The 16,221-nt window shown below is 64.4% G+C and carries 15 protein-coding genes; 3 read left to right on the top strand and 12 right to left on the bottom strand.

Annotated features, from left to right (window positions below; all coding sequences use genetic code 11):
* Positions 1-255 precede the first annotated feature (255 nt).
* Entirely contained in the window at positions 256-1,101 is an 846-nt protein-coding gene (locus tag ACQR13_RS19780) for a metallophosphoesterase family protein (protein WP_315750897.1), read from the bottom strand.
* Between the two features lie 197 nt (positions 1,102-1,298).
* On the opposite strand from ACQR13_RS19780, the gene ACQR13_RS19775 reads away from it, so the two are divergent.
* From ACQR13_RS19775 to ACQR13_RS19765, 3 genes are read left to right on the top strand one after another with little or no spacing between them, the layout of a single operon-like run.
* Complete coding sequence (locus tag ACQR13_RS19775; protein WP_315711569.1) at positions 1,299-2,321, top strand: sugar ABC transporter substrate-binding protein; 1,023 nt, start codon at positions 1,299-1,301, stop codon at positions 2,319-2,321.
* 10 nt (positions 2,322-2,331) lie between these two features.
* Positions 2,332-3,837, top strand: a complete 1,506-nt coding sequence (locus tag ACQR13_RS19770) for a sugar ABC transporter ATP-binding protein (protein WP_316202908.1) — start codon at positions 2,332-2,334, stop codon at positions 3,835-3,837.
* Positions 3,838-3,847: 10 nt separating this feature from the next.
* Positions 3,848-4,885 carry an ABC transporter permease gene (locus ACQR13_RS19765; protein ID WP_315711566.1) on the top strand — a complete coding sequence of 346 codons (1,038 nt, stop codon included), beginning with the start codon at positions 3,848-3,850 and terminating at the stop codon, positions 4,883-4,885.
* Between the two features lie 166 nt (positions 4,886-5,051).
* On the opposite strand, the gene mtnK is transcribed toward ACQR13_RS19765, so the two are convergent.
* The 11 genes from mtnK to nuoI form a co-directional block, all read right to left on the bottom strand.
* The gene (gene mtnK, locus ACQR13_RS19760; protein WP_410052224.1) at positions 5,052-6,353 is read right to left on the bottom strand and encodes an S-methyl-5-thioribose kinase; all 1,302 of its coding nucleotides are present in this window, start codon (positions 6,351-6,353) and stop codon (positions 5,052-5,054) included.
* Positions 6,354-6,454: 101 nt separating this feature from the next.
* The gene (locus ACQR13_RS19755) at positions 6,455-6,730 is read right to left on the bottom strand and encodes a DUF1467 family protein (protein ID WP_315711565.1); all 276 of its coding nucleotides are present in this window, start codon (positions 6,728-6,730) and stop codon (positions 6,455-6,457) included.
* A gap of 15 nt (positions 6,731-6,745) precedes the next feature.
* Positions 6,746-7,150, bottom strand: coding sequence for a methylmalonyl-CoA epimerase (mce, locus tag ACQR13_RS19750; RefSeq protein ID WP_315711564.1), 405 nt, complete (start codon positions 7,148-7,150; stop codon positions 6,746-6,748).
* A 47-nt stretch (positions 7,151-7,197) separates the two neighbouring features.
* The gene (locus ACQR13_RS19745) at positions 7,198-8,868 is read right to left on the bottom strand and encodes a ribonuclease J (RefSeq protein ID WP_315711563.1); all 1,671 of its coding nucleotides are present in this window, start codon (positions 8,866-8,868) and stop codon (positions 7,198-7,200) included.
* Positions 8,869-9,672: a biotin--[acetyl-CoA-carboxylase] ligase gene (locus tag ACQR13_RS19740; protein ID WP_315711562.1), complete on the bottom strand. Its 804-nt coding sequence runs from the start codon at positions 9,670-9,672 to the stop codon at positions 8,869-8,871.
* A complete protein-coding gene (gene nuoN / locus ACQR13_RS19735) occupies positions 9,673-11,100 on the bottom strand; it encodes an NADH-quinone oxidoreductase subunit NuoN (protein WP_315711561.1) in 1,428 nt (475 codons plus the stop codon). It abuts the gene before it with no gap.
* Between the two features lie 29 nt (positions 11,101-11,129).
* Positions 11,130-12,638 carry an NADH-quinone oxidoreductase subunit M gene (locus ACQR13_RS19730; protein ID WP_316185777.1) on the bottom strand — a complete coding sequence of 503 codons (1,509 nt, stop codon included), beginning with the start codon at positions 12,636-12,638 and terminating at the stop codon, positions 11,130-11,132.
* Positions 12,635-14,707, bottom strand: a complete 2,073-nt coding sequence (nuoL, locus tag ACQR13_RS19725) for an NADH-quinone oxidoreductase subunit L (RefSeq protein ID WP_315750892.1) — start codon at positions 14,705-14,707, stop codon at positions 12,635-12,637. Before nuoL ends, ACQR13_RS19730 begins: the two co-directional genes overlap by 4 nt.
* Before the next feature lie 65 nt (positions 14,708-14,772).
* On the bottom strand, positions 14,773-15,081 hold the full coding sequence (gene nuoK / locus ACQR13_RS19720; RefSeq protein WP_315711558.1) for an NADH-quinone oxidoreductase subunit NuoK: 309 nt from the start codon (positions 15,079-15,081) through the stop codon (positions 14,773-14,775).
* Complete coding sequence (locus tag ACQR13_RS19715) at positions 15,078-15,716, bottom strand: NADH-quinone oxidoreductase subunit J (RefSeq protein WP_015666525.1); 639 nt, start codon at positions 15,714-15,716, stop codon at positions 15,078-15,080. Before ACQR13_RS19715 ends, nuoK begins: the two co-directional genes overlap by 4 nt.
* Positions 15,717-15,725: 9 nt before the next feature.
* Positions 15,726-16,214 (bottom strand): NADH-quinone oxidoreductase subunit NuoI, encoded by a 489-nt coding sequence (nuoI, locus tag ACQR13_RS19710; RefSeq protein WP_006611003.1) that lies wholly within the window; start codon positions 16,212-16,214, stop codon positions 15,726-15,728.
* Positions 16,215-16,221: the final 7 nt, after the last annotated feature.

The raw sequence follows: 16,221 nt of genomic DNA, 5'->3' as shown, positions 1-16,221 counted from the left end.
AATTCGGGCCTCAGGCTATCGCTTGCGGAAGTCTGGTGGTCCAAGTCTCGGGAGGAGCCCTGGCGCGCAACAAGCAGCGTCACCCCGCTTAACAAGATCAAATCTGAACTTGCGGGATATCTAAAGGGTCGACACAATTTCCGAGCAGGGCCCGCTGCCCTGCTCTATTTTTTTGGCAGTCATCGCAGCGCGCCACGATATTCTCCGTTGACGGTATCGCGGGCCGCATGAACGCTGTCTGAACACGCAATCACCTCAGGCCATCGCAGCAGTCGCAAAGCACGACAACGGAGCGCACCACCGCGCCTTGGCCCTCGGCCATGGCAGTGTCACCGACAGCGGTTCGCGGCCAGTCACCGTCCAGCGCAACGAACCATCGCCGATCGTCAGGATGCCCGCCGCTTCGGCTGGATCGCCCGAGATGAACGTCTCCGTCAGCGACTGCAAGGTCAGATGCGGTGTGCCATCGACCGTTGTCAGCGTATTCCAATGAACGTGGCCGGCGAGTCCGACGATCGGGCACGGCGCATCCGCGATCGCCGCGCGGATCGCGTCGGTCTCGGCATAGGCCGCGTGTCCCGGATTGGCTTCGAAGTAGTAGTTGCCGGTCTGAGCATGTCCTGACAACGGCACGTGGCTGACGAGCAAGGTCGGCCGGTCATCCTGAGCGAGCAGCTGGACCAGCGCGTCGAGATCGCTCGCGGACAGGCGAAAGCCGCGCGTCGGCGTCAGACTCACGTCGGGCTGCCAGAACACACATCTGACATCACCGACGATCACCGCGCGCGATCCGCTCGGACGATCGAGGATCGCTTCATTGTCGGCGAGGCTGAGCAATGCGACATCATGATTGCCACTGACGTGATGATGCGTCGGTGCGAGCTTCGCGAAGCACATCGCGACATCGCTTTGCAGCAGCCGATCGCGCTCGGGATCTTCGTCAGAAATCCGGTCGCCGAGATCGATGACCGCATCGATGTCTTCGGCATTCACTTCCGTGACGAAGCGCTCGAGCAATTGCAGCGCCACCGATCCCCGCTTCGTGGGCGTATCCCGGCCGTGATGGATATCGGCGATCACGGCGATGCGCGTCGTTGCCAAAGGCTCTCTCCCAAAGCTGCGCTGCCGCGTACCACGGGCGCATCACGGTTTTCTGACATCGCGCGTGCAGCGCGAAGGTCACTCGGTGCAACGCACAACATCCGGCTGTGGCGTGATCAATGGGGTTGTGAAACACTGCTGCTCTCGGCGGCGCGATCAATGACGCCGCCGGACAACGATGGGACAGGGAGCACGGGATGTCCGGCACTAAGAAAACGTCCACGACGAGGCGCGATCTTCTCCAGGCGGCGACGGCCGCGGGCTCTGCGGCGGCCCTTCTCGCCGGCTTTGGCATCAATCCGGCGATGGCTGCCGAGATGGGCCGCTCCGAAAAGCCGCTCAAGGCAGCCTTCTCCAATGCCGGCTTGCAGGCGACCTGGTGCGCCCAGGGCAAGCAGGCCGCGGAATGGTGGGGCAAGCTGCTCAATGTCGAGGTGACCTGGTTCGACGGCCAGCTCGATGCGGTGAAGCAGCGCGCCGCGATCGACAACATGGCGTCGCAGAAGTGGGACTTCGTCGCGATCCAGGCGTTCGGCATCGGAACCCTGACTCAGCCGGTGCAGAAGATGATCGATGCCGGCATTCCCGTGATCGACATGGACACGCTGATCGCGCCGCTCGATCAGATCAACGTCCACTCCTTCCTCGCACCCGACAACGAGTTCATGGGCGCATCGGTCACGCAGGCTCTGGCGACTGCGATGGGCGGCAAGGGCAAGATCATCATGACGCAGGGCGCGCTCGGCCACACCGGCGCGCAGGGCCGCGCCAAGGGCTTCAACTCGGTGATCAAGCAGTTCCCGAACATCGAGGTGCTGGACACGCAGCCGGCCGATTGGGACGTGTCCAAGGCGGCACGGCTGTGGGAGACCTATCTCACGAAATATCCGCAGATCGACGCGGCGTTCTTCCACAATGACGACATGGCCCTCGCCGCCTACAACATCATGAAGGCGCGCAACCGCACCAACATCCTGATCGGCGGTGTCGACGCCATGCCGCCGGCGATCCAGGCGGTCAGCGAGGGCCGCATGTTCGCGACCGTGCGCAATCCGTCCTGCCGCATCCATGGCGGCGCGATCGTCGCAGGCGTCGCCGCGGTCACCGCCGGCGAAAAGAGCGGCCAGGGCATTCCGAAGCACGTCATCACCGACGGACCCGTCGTGACCAAGGCCAATGCCGCCGGCATGCAATGGATGGAGGATCACTTCCTGATCTGAAGTCCCTCCCATGTCGAACAGCCGCCCGCCTCTTCTGGAATTGCAGGACATCACCAAGTCGTTCGGCGGCGTCACCGCGTTGCGCGGCGTCGACTTTACTCTTCGCCCCGGCGAGATCCATGGTCTCGTCGGGGAGAACGGCGCCGGCAAGAGCACGCTGATGAAGATCATCGCCGGCGTGCACACCGGTTTCTCCGGCCGTTTCCTGCTCGACGGCCGCGAGGTTCATTTCAACTCCGTGCGGGACGCTCGCGCGGCCGGCATCGCGATGGTGCACCAGGAACTCAGCGTCGCGCCGGACCTCACCGTGGCCGAGAACGTGTTTCTCGGCAACCAGCCGACCAATGCGCTGGGCATCGTGCAGTGGCGTCGCATGGCACGCGAGGCCACCGAGCAGCTCAAGCGACTCGGCATCGACGCCGATCCGATGAGCCGGCTGGGAGATCTGCCGATCGGCGTTCAGCAGCTGATCGAGATCGCGCGGGTGCTGTTCTCCGGCGCGCGCATCATCATCCTGGACGAGCCGACCTCGGCGCTGTCGCCGCCCGAGGTCGAGCGGCTGTTCGCGGCGTTGCGCAGGCTGCGCGAGCAGGGCACCGGGATCGTCTTCATCTCACACTTCATCGAGGACATCCTGCTGATCTCCGACGAGGTCACGGTGTTCCGCAACGGCCGCAAGATCATGGAAACGCGTGCCGCCGACACCAGCAAGGCCGCGCTGATCGAGGCCATGATCGGCAAGGGACGCGATGCGCTGGAGGACAGCTACACCCACGACATCACCCTGCCCGCGCCGACGGCCGACAAGCCCGTGGTCGTCGAAGCCGACGGCCTGTCGCTGGCGCGCAATCTGAAGCGCGTCTCGTTCGCCGTGCGCGCCGGCGAGGTGCTCGGCATCTACGGCTTCATGGGCTGCGGCCAGCTCGAGCTGGCGCGCATCCTGTTCGGCAAGCTTGCGCCCGACGCCGGCGAGCTGCGCGTATCAGGCCAGCGCAACCGCTTCAAGAGCACGGCGGATGCGCGCCGCGCCGGCATCGCCTTCGTGCCGGAGAGCCGGCGCGACATGCTGTTCCTGCAGGAGCCCGTCTACAAGAACATCTCGATCAGCATCCTCGACCGCATCAACGCCGTGCTGTTGAAGCCGGCGCGCGAGCGCGCGCTCGCCAAGCGCCAGGTCGAGCAGTTGCAGATCAGGCCCGCGGATGTCGAGATCGACCTCGGCCTGCTCTCCGGCGGCAACCAGCAGAAGGTCGCGCTGGCCAAATGGCTGAGCCATCCGCCGCGGCTGCTCGTGCTGTGCGAGCCGACCCGCGGTATGGATGTCGGCGCCAAGAGCGACGTCATCGGAATCGTGCGGAAGCTGCGCGACCAGGGCATCGCCGTGATCGTGCTCTCGACCGAGCCGGAGACCGTGCTGTCGATGGCCGACCGTGTCATCGTGCTCAAGCGCGGCGAGGTCGTGCGCGAATTTGCCGGCGAAACCATCAGCAAAGACCGTCTGCTCGAGGCGGCGTAGGGAGATTGTCATGGCGCATGGCGAGACCGTTCCGATGCCGGAGGCGCCGTCGCGGCGCGCAGGCGGGGTCGCATCGCTGCTGCGTTCGCAGATGCGCAACATCGCGCCGTTCCTGACCTTGATCTTCCTCACGGCGTTCTTCGCGATCGCGAGTCCGTCCTTCGCCACGCTCGACAACGTCGGCAACATCCTGACCCAGGTGTCGGTCACCGGCATCATCGCGGTCGGCCTCACCTTCGTGATCCTGTGCGCCGAGATCGACCTGTCGATCGCCGCCATCGCCAACGTGACCGGCATCGCCGTTGCCTACTTCACGATGCAGGAGTCCTACGTCAACATCGCCAACGTGCCGATGCCCGGTTTTGTCGCCATCCTGCTCGCGCTGGCGCTGTGCGCGTTGCTCGGGCTGGTCAACGCCTTCGGCCTGACCGTGATCGGCATTCCCTCCTTCATCATGACGCTCGCGATGATGCAGATCGCCGCCGGCATCTCGGCGATGCTGGTGCGCGGCCAGATCGCCTACAAGGTTCCCCCCATCATCACGACGCTCGGCTCCAGTTCCGTGGCGGGGGTGCCCTGGATCGTGATCGTGGCCGCCCTGATGCTGTTGCTCGGTCACCTCGTGCTGACCTACACGCGGTTCGGCCGCTACGTCTACATGGTCGGCGGCAACCGCGAGGCGGCGGAGTATTCGGGGCTGAACGTCAAGCTGATCCTCGGCAGCGTGATGGTGATCTCAGCCGTCTGCTCGGGGATCGGCGGCATGCTCGGCGTAGCGCATTTCGGCAGCGCGCAGCAGAACGAGTTCGACACCTACCTGCTGGATTCGATCGCCGCCGTCGTGGTCGGCGGCACCAGCCTGTTCGGCGGCCGCGGGGGCATCGGCAACACCATCGTCGGCCTGTTCGTGCTCGGCGTGCTCAACAACGGCCTCGACCACGTCAACATCGACAGTTTCCTGAAGATCCTGATCCGCGGCCTGATCCTGCTCGCCGCCCTGGTGATCAACGTCTATGCCCAACGGCTGCGGGCGAAGGCGGCGGATTGAGCGGGCTGCGACGCGCGCTGCCGTAGCCCGGAAGCGACATCCGCGATCACACGAGCCGTATCGGAAAACCCGGATGTCGCTTCGCTCATCCGGGCTACGAGCTCTTCCGCGACGTTGCGAGCGCAACTCGCTCCTCATAACGACGCAAAAAAACGAGGCGACGAAATTAAAGCCCCGGCTGCCAGTGGCGCAACTCGCGGGCAGCCCGCGTCACCGCCCCGATCGTCGTGAACGTCGTCGTCTCCACCATCAGCGACCGTGCCAACCGCAGTGCCCGCACCTCGCAGGTCGCGCGCCGCTTGGCGTCCTCGATCAGTTCGAAATCGATGTTGTGAGCGAGGCCGAGGATGCGACGAATGATCTTGGCTGCGGTGAAACCGATGGCGTCCTGGAACAATCTCGCCACGTAGGCCTGACGCTCGGTCTCCAGGCGTGCGGCGCCCGCTTCACCCGGAAACAGTGACCGCGGATACGCATCGCCGGTCGCCTCGCTGCGCCACAGCGCCAGGAACTTGTCCGCGAAACCGTTCCAGACCTCATCGACTGCCGCCAGCACCCATCCCTCGAAGTGCTCCCGCTCGCCCGCCCGCTGCTCGTGTCCTTCGGACGCAAAATAGGCCATCAGCAGATTGGCGAGGACCGCACCGACGTCGAATCCCATCGGACCGTAGAAGGCGAATTCGGGGTCGATCACCTTGGTCTCGGTGTCCGTCACCATGATCGACCCGGTGTGCAGGTCGCCATGGATCAGCGCCTCGGCACACGACAGGAATTTCAGCTTGAGCCTGGAGATCGCGACGTGCAGATCGAGATCGCCGCGAATGTCGGCCGCGGTCGCGTCGAGCCACGGTGACGTCCAGCGATTCTGTTCGGCGATGCGATAGGGATCGGTGAAGATCAAATCCTCGGTGATCTTGCACAGCGCATGATTGCCGGCAAAGCTTGCGATCGCCTCCTTCTTCTCGGCGGCAGACAGTGCGAGGTCGGACGAGAAGAACAGCGTCCGCGCCATGAAGGTCGTGATGTGATCGACGAAGGCCGGATAGGTTGTGCCCGCGACCAGCCCCTTGCGCATGATGATGTGCGGCTCCAGCAACTCCATCGCCGTCAGCGCCAGCGCCGGATCATGATGAACGATGGCCGGCACGAGGCCGGGGGCAAGGCGGTTCTGATGCGTCAGCGCCAGATGCTCATAGTGGGCGCGTGACAGCGGCAGCGGCCAGCTCTCGCCGACCAGCCGCACGTAAGGCAGCGCCTGCTTCACCGCGAGACCGCCGGACGATCCCTTGACGATGAAGACCAGATTGAGGTTGCCATCGCCGACCTCGGTGATTGACCAGCGCTCGGCCGGTCCGCCGAGTTGCCCTGCAACTGAAGGGATCCCCGCGAGATAGTTTCGAAGATCAACCTCGTTCAGAATGCGATAGCCCGATTGCGTCCCGTTCCGGGCCTCGGCCGATGTCATCACGCGCAACCTCCCTGTCGGTCTTGTTTTGACCTCCTATAGCAAAAAAGCCGACGCACGTCCGCGCATCGGCTTCGAGAGAACGTTGTGCGATGCGAGCGGGGCTAGAACGGAATCCCCATCAGCCGCGAAAGCCGCTCAACGCTGAGATAGCCGGCCTGATAGGCCACGAGTGACAGGGCGAAGATCGCGGCCGACAGCAGCGTCGTCCAGATCAGGCGCCGCCCCATTCGGCTGATCGTCGGCGCACCGGGGTCGGTGCCTAGCGGGCCTCCGCCGGACTCGTGCTGGCTGCGGATGCCGAACGGCAGGGTCACGAACAGCGTGACCCACCACATCACGAAGTAGATCGCGAGCCAGGTGGAGATCGTATAGGCCATGGTCGCCCCGCTGCCTCAGGCCTGCTCGATCTCGACGAGCGCGCCGGAAAAATCCTTCGGATGCAGGAACAGAACCGGCTTGCCATGCGCGCCGATCTTCGGCTGGCCGTCGCCGAGCACGCGGGCACCCTCCTTGATCAGGGTGTCGCGCGAGGCGATGATGTCGGCCACCTCGTAGCAGACGTGATGGATGCCGCCGTCCGCGTTGCGCTCGAGGAATTTGGCGATCGGTGACGCCTCGCCCAGCGGCTGGATGAACTCGATCTTGGTGTTGGGCAGAGTGACGAACACCGTGATCACGCCATGCTCCGGCAGCGGTACCGCCGCCGAAATCTCAGCACCGAATGCCGCGCCATAAATCCTGGCGGCCTTTTCGGCGTCCTTGACCGCGATGGCGACGTGGTTGAGCCGGCCCAGCATGACATCCTCCACTTCTTCTTTTTGAAAGGCCGTTCAGCAGGCCCGCGTCAGACTTCCAACACATGGACGAGACAGATCGGCTTCTTGCCCCACTGCTCATTGACCGCCGAACGCACGGCCCGCCGGACGGATTCTGCCGCTGCGTCAGAATCGCGCCGACGCGCCCGCGGAAGACCTTCGAAGGTGGAAACGACAGCATCGAAGACGATGTCGTCCATCTCCTCGCCCGCCGCATTCTTCTCGGGGATGCCGACCATGTCGACCTCGGGATCGTCGGCCAGCTCGCCCTTCTCGGTGATGGCAAGCGCCACGAAGATGCAGCCGGCAAAGGCCATCTTGCGACGCTCGACCACGGCGCGCGACTTCGAATCCTCGACGATGCTGCCGTCCTTGTAGAGCCGCCCCGCCGGCAGTTGGTCGATGATCCCGGGATCACCGGGGCCGAGCTTGACGAGGTCGCCATTGCGGCAGGTGATGACCTTGGGCACGCCGCAGGCGCGCGCCAGCCTCGCGTGCTCGTGCAGATGCAGCGCCTCGCCATGCACGGGGATCAGGAGCTGCGGCCGCGTCCACGCGATCATGTCGCGCAGCTCGTCGCGGCGCGGGTGGCCGGAGACATGGACGAGATGGTTGCGGTCGGTGATGATCTCGATGCCCTGCTGCACCAGCCCGTTGATGACGGCGCCGACCGCCTTCTCGTTGCCGGGGATGGTGCGCGACGAGAAGATGACGGTGTCGCCCTTGTTCAAGGTGACCAGCGGATGATCGTCATTGGCGATGCGCGAGAGCGCCGCGCGCGGCTCGCCCTGGCTGCCGGTGCAGAGCGCGAGCACCTTGTCGGCCGGGAAATGGCCGTAGAGATCCATGCCGCGGAAGTTCTGCACGCCGTCGAGATAACCGGTCTCACGCGCGACCTGGACCACGCGTTCCATGGCACGGCCGACGATGACGACCTCGCGCTCGGCCTCGCGCGCCGCTTCGGCAACGGCGCGGATACGCGCGACGTTGGAGGCGAAGGTGGTCACGGCCACGCGGCCCTTTGCTTCCTTCACCAAAGCCGCGATCGTCTTGGCAACCTCGGCCTCGGACGGCGAGCGTCCCTCGCGCACGGCATTGGTGGAATCGCCGATCAGTGCGAGCAATCCGGCATCACCGAGCTCGCGCAGCCGCTTCTCGTCGGTCGGCGCGCCCAGCACCGGCGTCGGATCGATCTTCCAGTCGCCGGTATGCAGGACAGTGCCGACCTCGGTGTGGATCGCCAGCGCGTGCGATTCAGGGATCGAATGCGCGACCGGAATGAACTCGACGTTGAACGGACCGATGTCGACGCGGCCGCCGGAGGGGATCACCTTGACCGGGATCTTGGCTGGGAGGCGCTCGGCCTCGCACTTGGCCTCGAACAGTGCGGCGCTGAACTTGGTCGCGTAGATCGGGCATTTCAGCCGCGGCCACAGGTCTATGATCGCGCCGAAATGATCCTCATGCGCGTGGGTCAGCACGAGGCCGACGAGATTGTTGCGCTCCTTCTCCAGGAAAGCGACGTCGGGCATGATCAGGTCGATGCCCGGCAGATGCTCCTCGTCGCCGAAGGAGACGCCAAGATCGATCGCGAGCCACGAGCGCTGGTGGCGATTGCCGAGCCCGTAGATCGACAGGTTCATGCCGATCTCGCCGACACCTCCGAGCGGCGCAAATGTCAGTTCGTCGGGACGTGCCATCTAGACCGCTCCTTTGGATGCGACCGAGCCGAAATGAACATCACCGGCCGTGATCGGCTCCAATCGTCCCTCCGCGGTCCGCACCAGCATACAACCCTGTTCGTCGATCGTGTCGAAAATCCCCTCGATGATAGCATGTCCGGACCTGATGGCGACCGGCTGGCCGAGGCCTGCGGCGCGCTCGAGCCAGAGTTTCCGGATGTCACCGAAGCCCCGTCCCTCGTTCCAGATGCCGAAATACTCGACCCAGGCATCCGACAGCGCCGAGAACAGGTCCTCGGCGGTCACCTGGATGCCGAGGTCCGCCAACGACACCGCCGGTGTCGGGGTATCCAGCGGCGCCGCGACCACGTTGGTTCCAATACCGGCAACCACCGCAAGCCCTTGAGCCACCTGCTCCGCCTCGAGCAGCATGCCGACGATCTTGCGGCCGTCAGCCAGCACGTCGTTGGGCCATTTCAGCGCGAATGACGCGCGTGCTCCGGACCGCAGCGCGGCCTCGATGCTCACCTGGCGCAACGCGCTCTCGATGGAGAGGCCGGCGGCGAAGCCGAGTGTGGCTGCGATCGCAGGAGCCACGTTCAGCACTTCCAGCACGCTCGAGGCCAGATTGCCGCGCGGGGCGATCCACGGGCGCTGGCGCCGGCCGCGCCCGGCCGTCTGCTCAGATGTGACAAACCAGCACGGCGCCTTGCCGCCCTCTCGGGCCGACTTCAGCGCCTCGACATTGGTTGAGCCGGTCTGGTCGAACGTGACGAGTCGGTAGCCAGCCTTGTCAGCCTGGGACCCTAGCGCAAACGTCATCTAGAACAGCGACTTCGCCGCGGCCGCGGCCGCGCTGACCAGCGGGCCGGGATAGGCGAAGAACAGGATGTTGAAGACGCCGGAGATCGCGAGCACCGTGCGCAGCTCGATACGGACCGGATCGAGCGTCGGCAGCGGCTCGTCGAAATACATCGTCTTGACGATCAGGAGATAATAGTAGGCGCCGACCACGCTGGTGAGCACGCCGATCACCGACAGCGTGAACAGCCCGGCCTTGATGGCAGCGACGAAGACGTACCATTTGGCGAAGAAGCCCGCGAGCGGCGGCACGCCGGCCAGCGAGAACAGCAGCATCGCGAAGAAGAAGGCAAGCAGCGGATTGGTGCGCGACAGCCCCGAGAAGTCGCTGATCTTCTCGAACGACTGGCCGTTGCGCTTGATCGCCATGATCACGGCGAACGAGCCGAGCGTCATCGCGACATAGATCGCAATATAGGTCAGCACGCCCTGCGCGCCCTCGACCGTACCGGCGGCGAGACCGACCAGCGCGAAGCCCATGTGGCCGATCGACGAATAGGCCATCAGGCGCTTGATGTTGGTCTGGCCGATCGCGGCGAACGAGCCGAGCGCCATCGAGGCGATCGAGACGAACACGATGATCTGCTGCCACTGGAAGGTGATGCCGGGAAACGCCGTCAGCGCGACGCGCGCGAACACGGCCATCGCCGCGACCTTGGGCGCGGAGGCGAAGAACGCCGTCACCGGCGTCGGCGCGCCTTCATAGACGTCCGGTGTCCACATGTGGAACGGCACCGCCGAGACCTTGAAGCACATGCCGGCGAACAGGAAGACGAGGCCGAAAATGATGCCGACGCTGCCGGTCTTCGTCGCCGCCGCGATCCCGGCAAAGCTCACCGTGCCGGTGAAGCCGTAGATCAGCGAGGCGCCGTAGAGCAGCATGCCGGAGGACAGCGCGCCCAGCACGAAATACTTCAGGCCGGCTTCGGTCGACTTGACGTTGTCGCGATGGCTGGCCGCGACGACGTAGAGCGCGAGCGACATCAGCTCGAGGCCGAGGTAGAGCGTGATCAGGTCGCCGGCCGAGATCAGCACCAGCATGCCCAAGGTCGAGAGCAGCACGAGGATCGCATATTCGAAGATGCGACGATCGGGCTTCGACAGGAACTCCGCCGACATGATCAGGGTCGCGATCGAACCGATCAGCGCCAGGATCTTCAGGAAGCGCGCATAGCTGTCAGCGATGAAGCTGCCGCCGAAGGCCTGGCCGCCCGGCTGCCTGAGCACGAGGATGCCGACCACGATCAGCAGAGCGACCGCCAACCACGTGACGAGCCCCGTCGTCTCCTGCCCGCGAAACGCGCCCAGCATCAACAGCGCCATGGCCCCCACGGCCAACAACAGCTCCGGCAGCACCACCCAAAGCTGAGGCCCAAGATTCTCGATCATCGTCTGTGTCCCGACCCCTCAAGGTCTCATCATTGGAGCAGCGCGGCGGCCTTCACGGCCGTCACGGCGGTATTGTAGTTGTTGACGAGCTGCTGCACCGACGCCGCCGACATGTCGAGGATCGGCTTCGGATAAACGCCGAACAGGATGGTCAGCGCCACCAGCGGAAACAGGATCACGCCCTCACGCAGGGTGATATCTTTGATGCTGGCGAGCGACGGCTTGGTCAGCGCACCGAACACCACCTTGCGGTAAAGCCACAACGCGTAGGCCGCCGAGAGGATGACGCCTGATGTCGCGAAGAACGCGGTCGGGATCGACACCTTGAAAGTGCCGAGCAGGGTCATGAACTCGCCGACGAAGCCGGACGTGCCGGGCAGGCCGACATTGGCCATCGTGAACACCATGAACACCAGCGCGTAGACCGGCATCCGGTTCACGAGGCCGCCGTAGGCCGCGATCTCGCGGGTATGCATGCGGTCATAGACCACGCCGACGCAAAGGAACAGCGCGCCCGAGACGATACCGTGCGAAATCATCTGGAACACGCCTCCGGCGACACCCTGCATGGTGCCCGCGAAGATGCCCATGGTGACGAAGCCCATATGCGCCACCGATGAGTAGGCGATCAGCTTCTTGATGTCCTCCTGCATCAGCGCGACCAGCGAGGTGTAGATGATCGCGATCGCCGAGAGCGTGAACACCAGCGGCGCGAAGTCGTGCGAGGCCAGCGGGAACATCGGCAGCGAGAAGCGCAGGAAGCCGTAGCCACCCATCTTCAAGAGGATCGCGGCCAGGATCACCGAGCCCGCGGTCGGCGCCTCGACGTGCGCGTCCGGCAGCCAGGTGTGCACCGGCCACATCGGCATCTTCACCGCAAAGGAGGCGAAGAACGCCAGCCACGCCCAGGTCTGCAAGGACCGCGGCACCGCCGTATGCATCAAGGTCGGAATGTCGGTCGTGCCGGCGTTCCAGTACAGCGCCATGATGGCGAGCAGCATCAGCACCGAGCCGAGCAGCGTGTAGAGGAAGAACTTGAACGAGGCGTAGACCCGGCGCGGACCGCCCCAGACGCCGATGATCAGGAACATCGGGATCAAGCCGCCCTCGAAGAACAGATAGAACAGCACGAGGTCGAGCGCCGAGAACGTGCCGACCATCAGCGTTTCCAGGATCAGGAACGCCATCATGTATTCGCGCAGCCGGTTGGTCACCGACTTCCAGCTCGCGATGATGCAGAACGGCATCAGGGCGGTGGTCAGGATCACGAACGGCAGCGAGATGCCGTCGACGCCCATGTGGTAGCTGATGCCGGCCGCCAGCCAGTTCGACTTCTCGACGAATTGGAAGTCGGTCTGGGCGGGATCGAAGCGCAGCACCAGGATCACCGACACCCCGAACGTGATCAGCGTGGTCCACAGCGCGATCCAGCGCGCATTGCGCCTAGCCGCCTCGTCGTCGCCGCGGACCAGATAGATCAGCAGCGCACCGACGATCGGCAGGAAGGTGACGACGGAGAGAATTGGCCAGGTGGTCATTGCTGGCCCCCCATGAACATGAACCAGGTGATCAGGCCGGCGACGCCGATCAGCATGGCAAAGGCGTAATGATAGAGGTACCCGGTCTGGATCTTGACGACGTTGCGCGTGATGTCGAGCACCCGCGCCGAGACACCGTCCGGACCGAAGCCGTCGATGACGAAGCCGTCGCCCTTCTTCCAGAGGAAGCGGCCGAGCCACTTCGCCGGACGGACGAAGATCACGTCATACAGCTCGTCGAAGTACCACTTGTTGAGCAGGAACTTGTAGAGCAGCGGCTGCTGCGCGGCGAGCTCCTCCGGGATGTCCGGACGTCTGACGTAGAAGATGTAGGAGACCACAAATCCCAGCACCATCATGACGAAGGGAAGCTGAGCGAGCCAGGCCGGCATGTGCTCCATGTCTTCGAGAATGTGCGGGTTCATCTTCAGCGACTCGCCGAAGAAGTGCTCGACGCCATGGGGATCGGTGAACACGCCCTTGAACGGGAGGCCGGCCAGGATCGAGCCTGCCGCGAGCACGCCGATCGGGATGAGCATCCAGATCGGGCTCTCGTGTGCGGCATCATAATGATGCTGATCGTGCGGCGTGCCGAAGAAGGTCTTGAACACCAGGCGCCAGGAATAGAACGAGGTCAGGCCGGCGGCGACAATGGTGAGGAAATACGCGTAGGTCGCGAACGGATTGTGCGCGGCGTACGCCGCCTCGATGATCGCATCCTTGGAGAAGAAGCCTGCGAAGCCGGGGAAGCCGGTGAGCGCCAGGGTGCCGACCGTCATCACCGCGAAGGTGTATGGGATCTTGCGCCACAGGCCGCCCATGTTGCGGATGTCCTGCTCGTGATGCATCGCGTAGATCACCGAGCCAGAGCCCAAGAACAGCAGCGCCTTAAAGAAGGCATGCGTGAACAGATGGAACATGCCGACCGAATAGGCCCCTGCTCCCATCGCCACGAACATGTAGCCGAGCTGCGAGCAGGTCGAGTAGGCGACGATGCGCTTGATGTCGTTCTGCACGAGGCCGACGGTCGCAGCGAAGAACGCCGTGGTCGCGCCGAAGAACATCACGACGGCCTGGGCGTTCGGGGCGAGCTCGAACAGCGGAGACAGGCGCGCGACCATGAAGACGCCGGCGGTGACCATGGTCGCGGCATGGATCAGCGCCGAGACCGGGGTCGGACCTTCCATCGCGTCCGGCAGCCAGGTATGCAGCAGGAACTGTGCCGACTTGCCCATGGCGCCCATGAACAGCAGCAGGCAGGTCAGGGTCAGCGCGTCGGCATGCCAGCCGAGGAAGTTGATCGTCTTGCCGGCAAAGCTCGGCGCGGCGGCGAAGATGGTCTCGAAGTCGGTCGACTTCGCCAGCAGGAACACGGCGAAGATGCCGAGCGCGAAGCCGAAATCGCCGACGCGGTTGACGACGAAGGCCTTGATGGCGGCAGCGTTGGCCGACGGCTTCTGGAACCAGAAGCCGATCAGCAGGTAGCTCGCCAGACCGACGCCCTCCCAGCCGAAGAACAGTTGCACGAGGTTGTTCGCGGTCACCAGCATCAGCATCGCGAAGGTGAACAGCGACAGATAGGCGAAGAAGCGCGGACGGTTCGGATCCTCGTCCATATAGCCGATCGAATAGAGGTGGACGAGCGAGGACACGCTGGTCACAACGACCAGCATCACCGCCGTGAGCGTGTCGACACGCAGCGCCCAGGACACCTGCAGCTCGCCGGAATTGATCCAGGGCAACAGCTCTTTCACACCCGCCTCGTGGTGCATGAAGCCGACGCTGATCAGCATCGCCCAGGACAGGCCGGCCGACACGAACAGCAGCGCCGTCGTGATCACCTGCGCCGCCCAGGTGCCGGAGGCCGGCGGCTCGGCGACATGATGGTCGTCGTGTCCGTGGCCGTGATCGTCATGCGCGTGCGCGTCGGCGGCGCCGTGGTGATGACCGTCGTCGTGATGATGCTCGACCGTATCACCGCTCGGATGGCGCGCATGCGCGCCGAGCAGCGCGATCAGGCCGGCCAGGATCGCGCCCAGCAGCGGCAGAAAGACAATGGCCTGGATCATTCGCCCGTTCCCTTACGCATGACCTTGCCGGCGAGCCGGCCCCCATCTGTGCGGATCATGCGCCCTTAGCCCTTCATCATATTGACGTCTTCGACCGCAATCGAGCCGCGGTTGCGGAAGTAGACCACCAGCACGGCAAGGCCGATCGCGGCTTCCGCCGCCGCAACTGTCAAAACCAGCAGCGCGAACACCTGCCCGACGATGTCGCCCAGGAATGTCGAGAACGCCACCAGATTGATGTTCACCGCGAGCAGGATCAGCTCGACCGACATCAAGATGACGATGATGTTCTTGCGGTTCAGGAAGATGCCGAGGATGCCGAGCGTGAACAGCATGGCCGCGACGGCGAGATAGTGCCCCAATCCGATGGTCATTTCACCCACTCCGCCGCGTCCGTGTCCTGCAGCCCCTGCCCGACCGCGACCTTGCGGACCGCCATCGCCATCTCCGGCGTGCGCGCGTTCTGGACGTTGATGTCCTGGCGCTTGACGCTCGCCTTGTGGCGCAGCGTCAGCACGATCGCGCCGATCATCGCCACCAGCAGGATCATGCCGGAGAGCTGGAAGTAATGGATGTACTTCGTATAGAGCACGAGGCCGAGCGCCTCGGTATTGGTGACGTTGGTCGGGATCGCCGCGGTGATCGCCTTCGGCGTCGTCGGGTTGATGACCCAGTAGGACACCGTCAGCAGCAGCTCGAACAGGAAGATGCCGCCGATGACCAGTCCGATCGGCATGTACTGCAGGAAGCCCTCGCGCAGCTCCGTGAAGTCGACATCGAGCATCATGATCACGAACAGGAACAGCACCGCGACCGCGCCGACGTAGACGACCACGAGGATCATCGCCAGGAATTCGGCGCCCATCAGCACGAACAGGCCGGAGGCGTTGACGAAGGCGAGGATCAGATAGAGCACCGAGTGAACGGGGTTCTTCGAGACGATCACCATCACGGCCGAGGCCACGCAGACCGCCGCGAAGAGATAGAAGAAGAGCGCAGGAAGGATCATCGGACGGCCTCAGCGGTACGGCGCGTCGAGCGCGATGGCTTTGGAGATCTCGCGCTCCCAGCGGTCGCCATTCGCGAGCAGCTTGGCCTTGTCATAATACAGCTCCTCGCGGGTCTCGGTCGCGAACTCGAAGTTCGGTCCTTCGACGATGGCGTCGACCGGACAAGCTTCCTGGCACAGGCCGCAATAGATGCACTTCACCATGTCGATGTCGTAGCGCACCGTGCGACGGGTGCCGTCGTTGCGGCGCGGACCGGCCTCGATCGTGATCGCCTGCGCGGGACAGACCGCCTCGCACAGCTTGCAGGCGATGCAGCGCTCTTCGCCATTGGGATAGCGCCGCAACGCGTGCTCGCCGCGGAAGCGCGGCGAGATCGGGCCCTTCTCGAACGGATAGTTCAGGGTCGGCTTCGGCTGGAAGAAGTAGCGCATCGCGAGGAAGAATGCGGAGACGAACTCCTGCAGCAGCAGCGACCGTGCGGTGGCGGAAATGTTCATGACAGCC

Source organism: Bradyrhizobium sp. HKCCYLRH3059, assembly GCF_051168035.1.
In the GTDB taxonomy this organism is placed as follows: Bacteria; Pseudomonadota; Alphaproteobacteria; order Rhizobiales; family Xanthobacteraceae; genus Bradyrhizobium.
The sequence above is the reverse complement of the archived record's forward strand: the minus strand, read 5'-3'. Positions and strand labels throughout refer to the sequence as shown.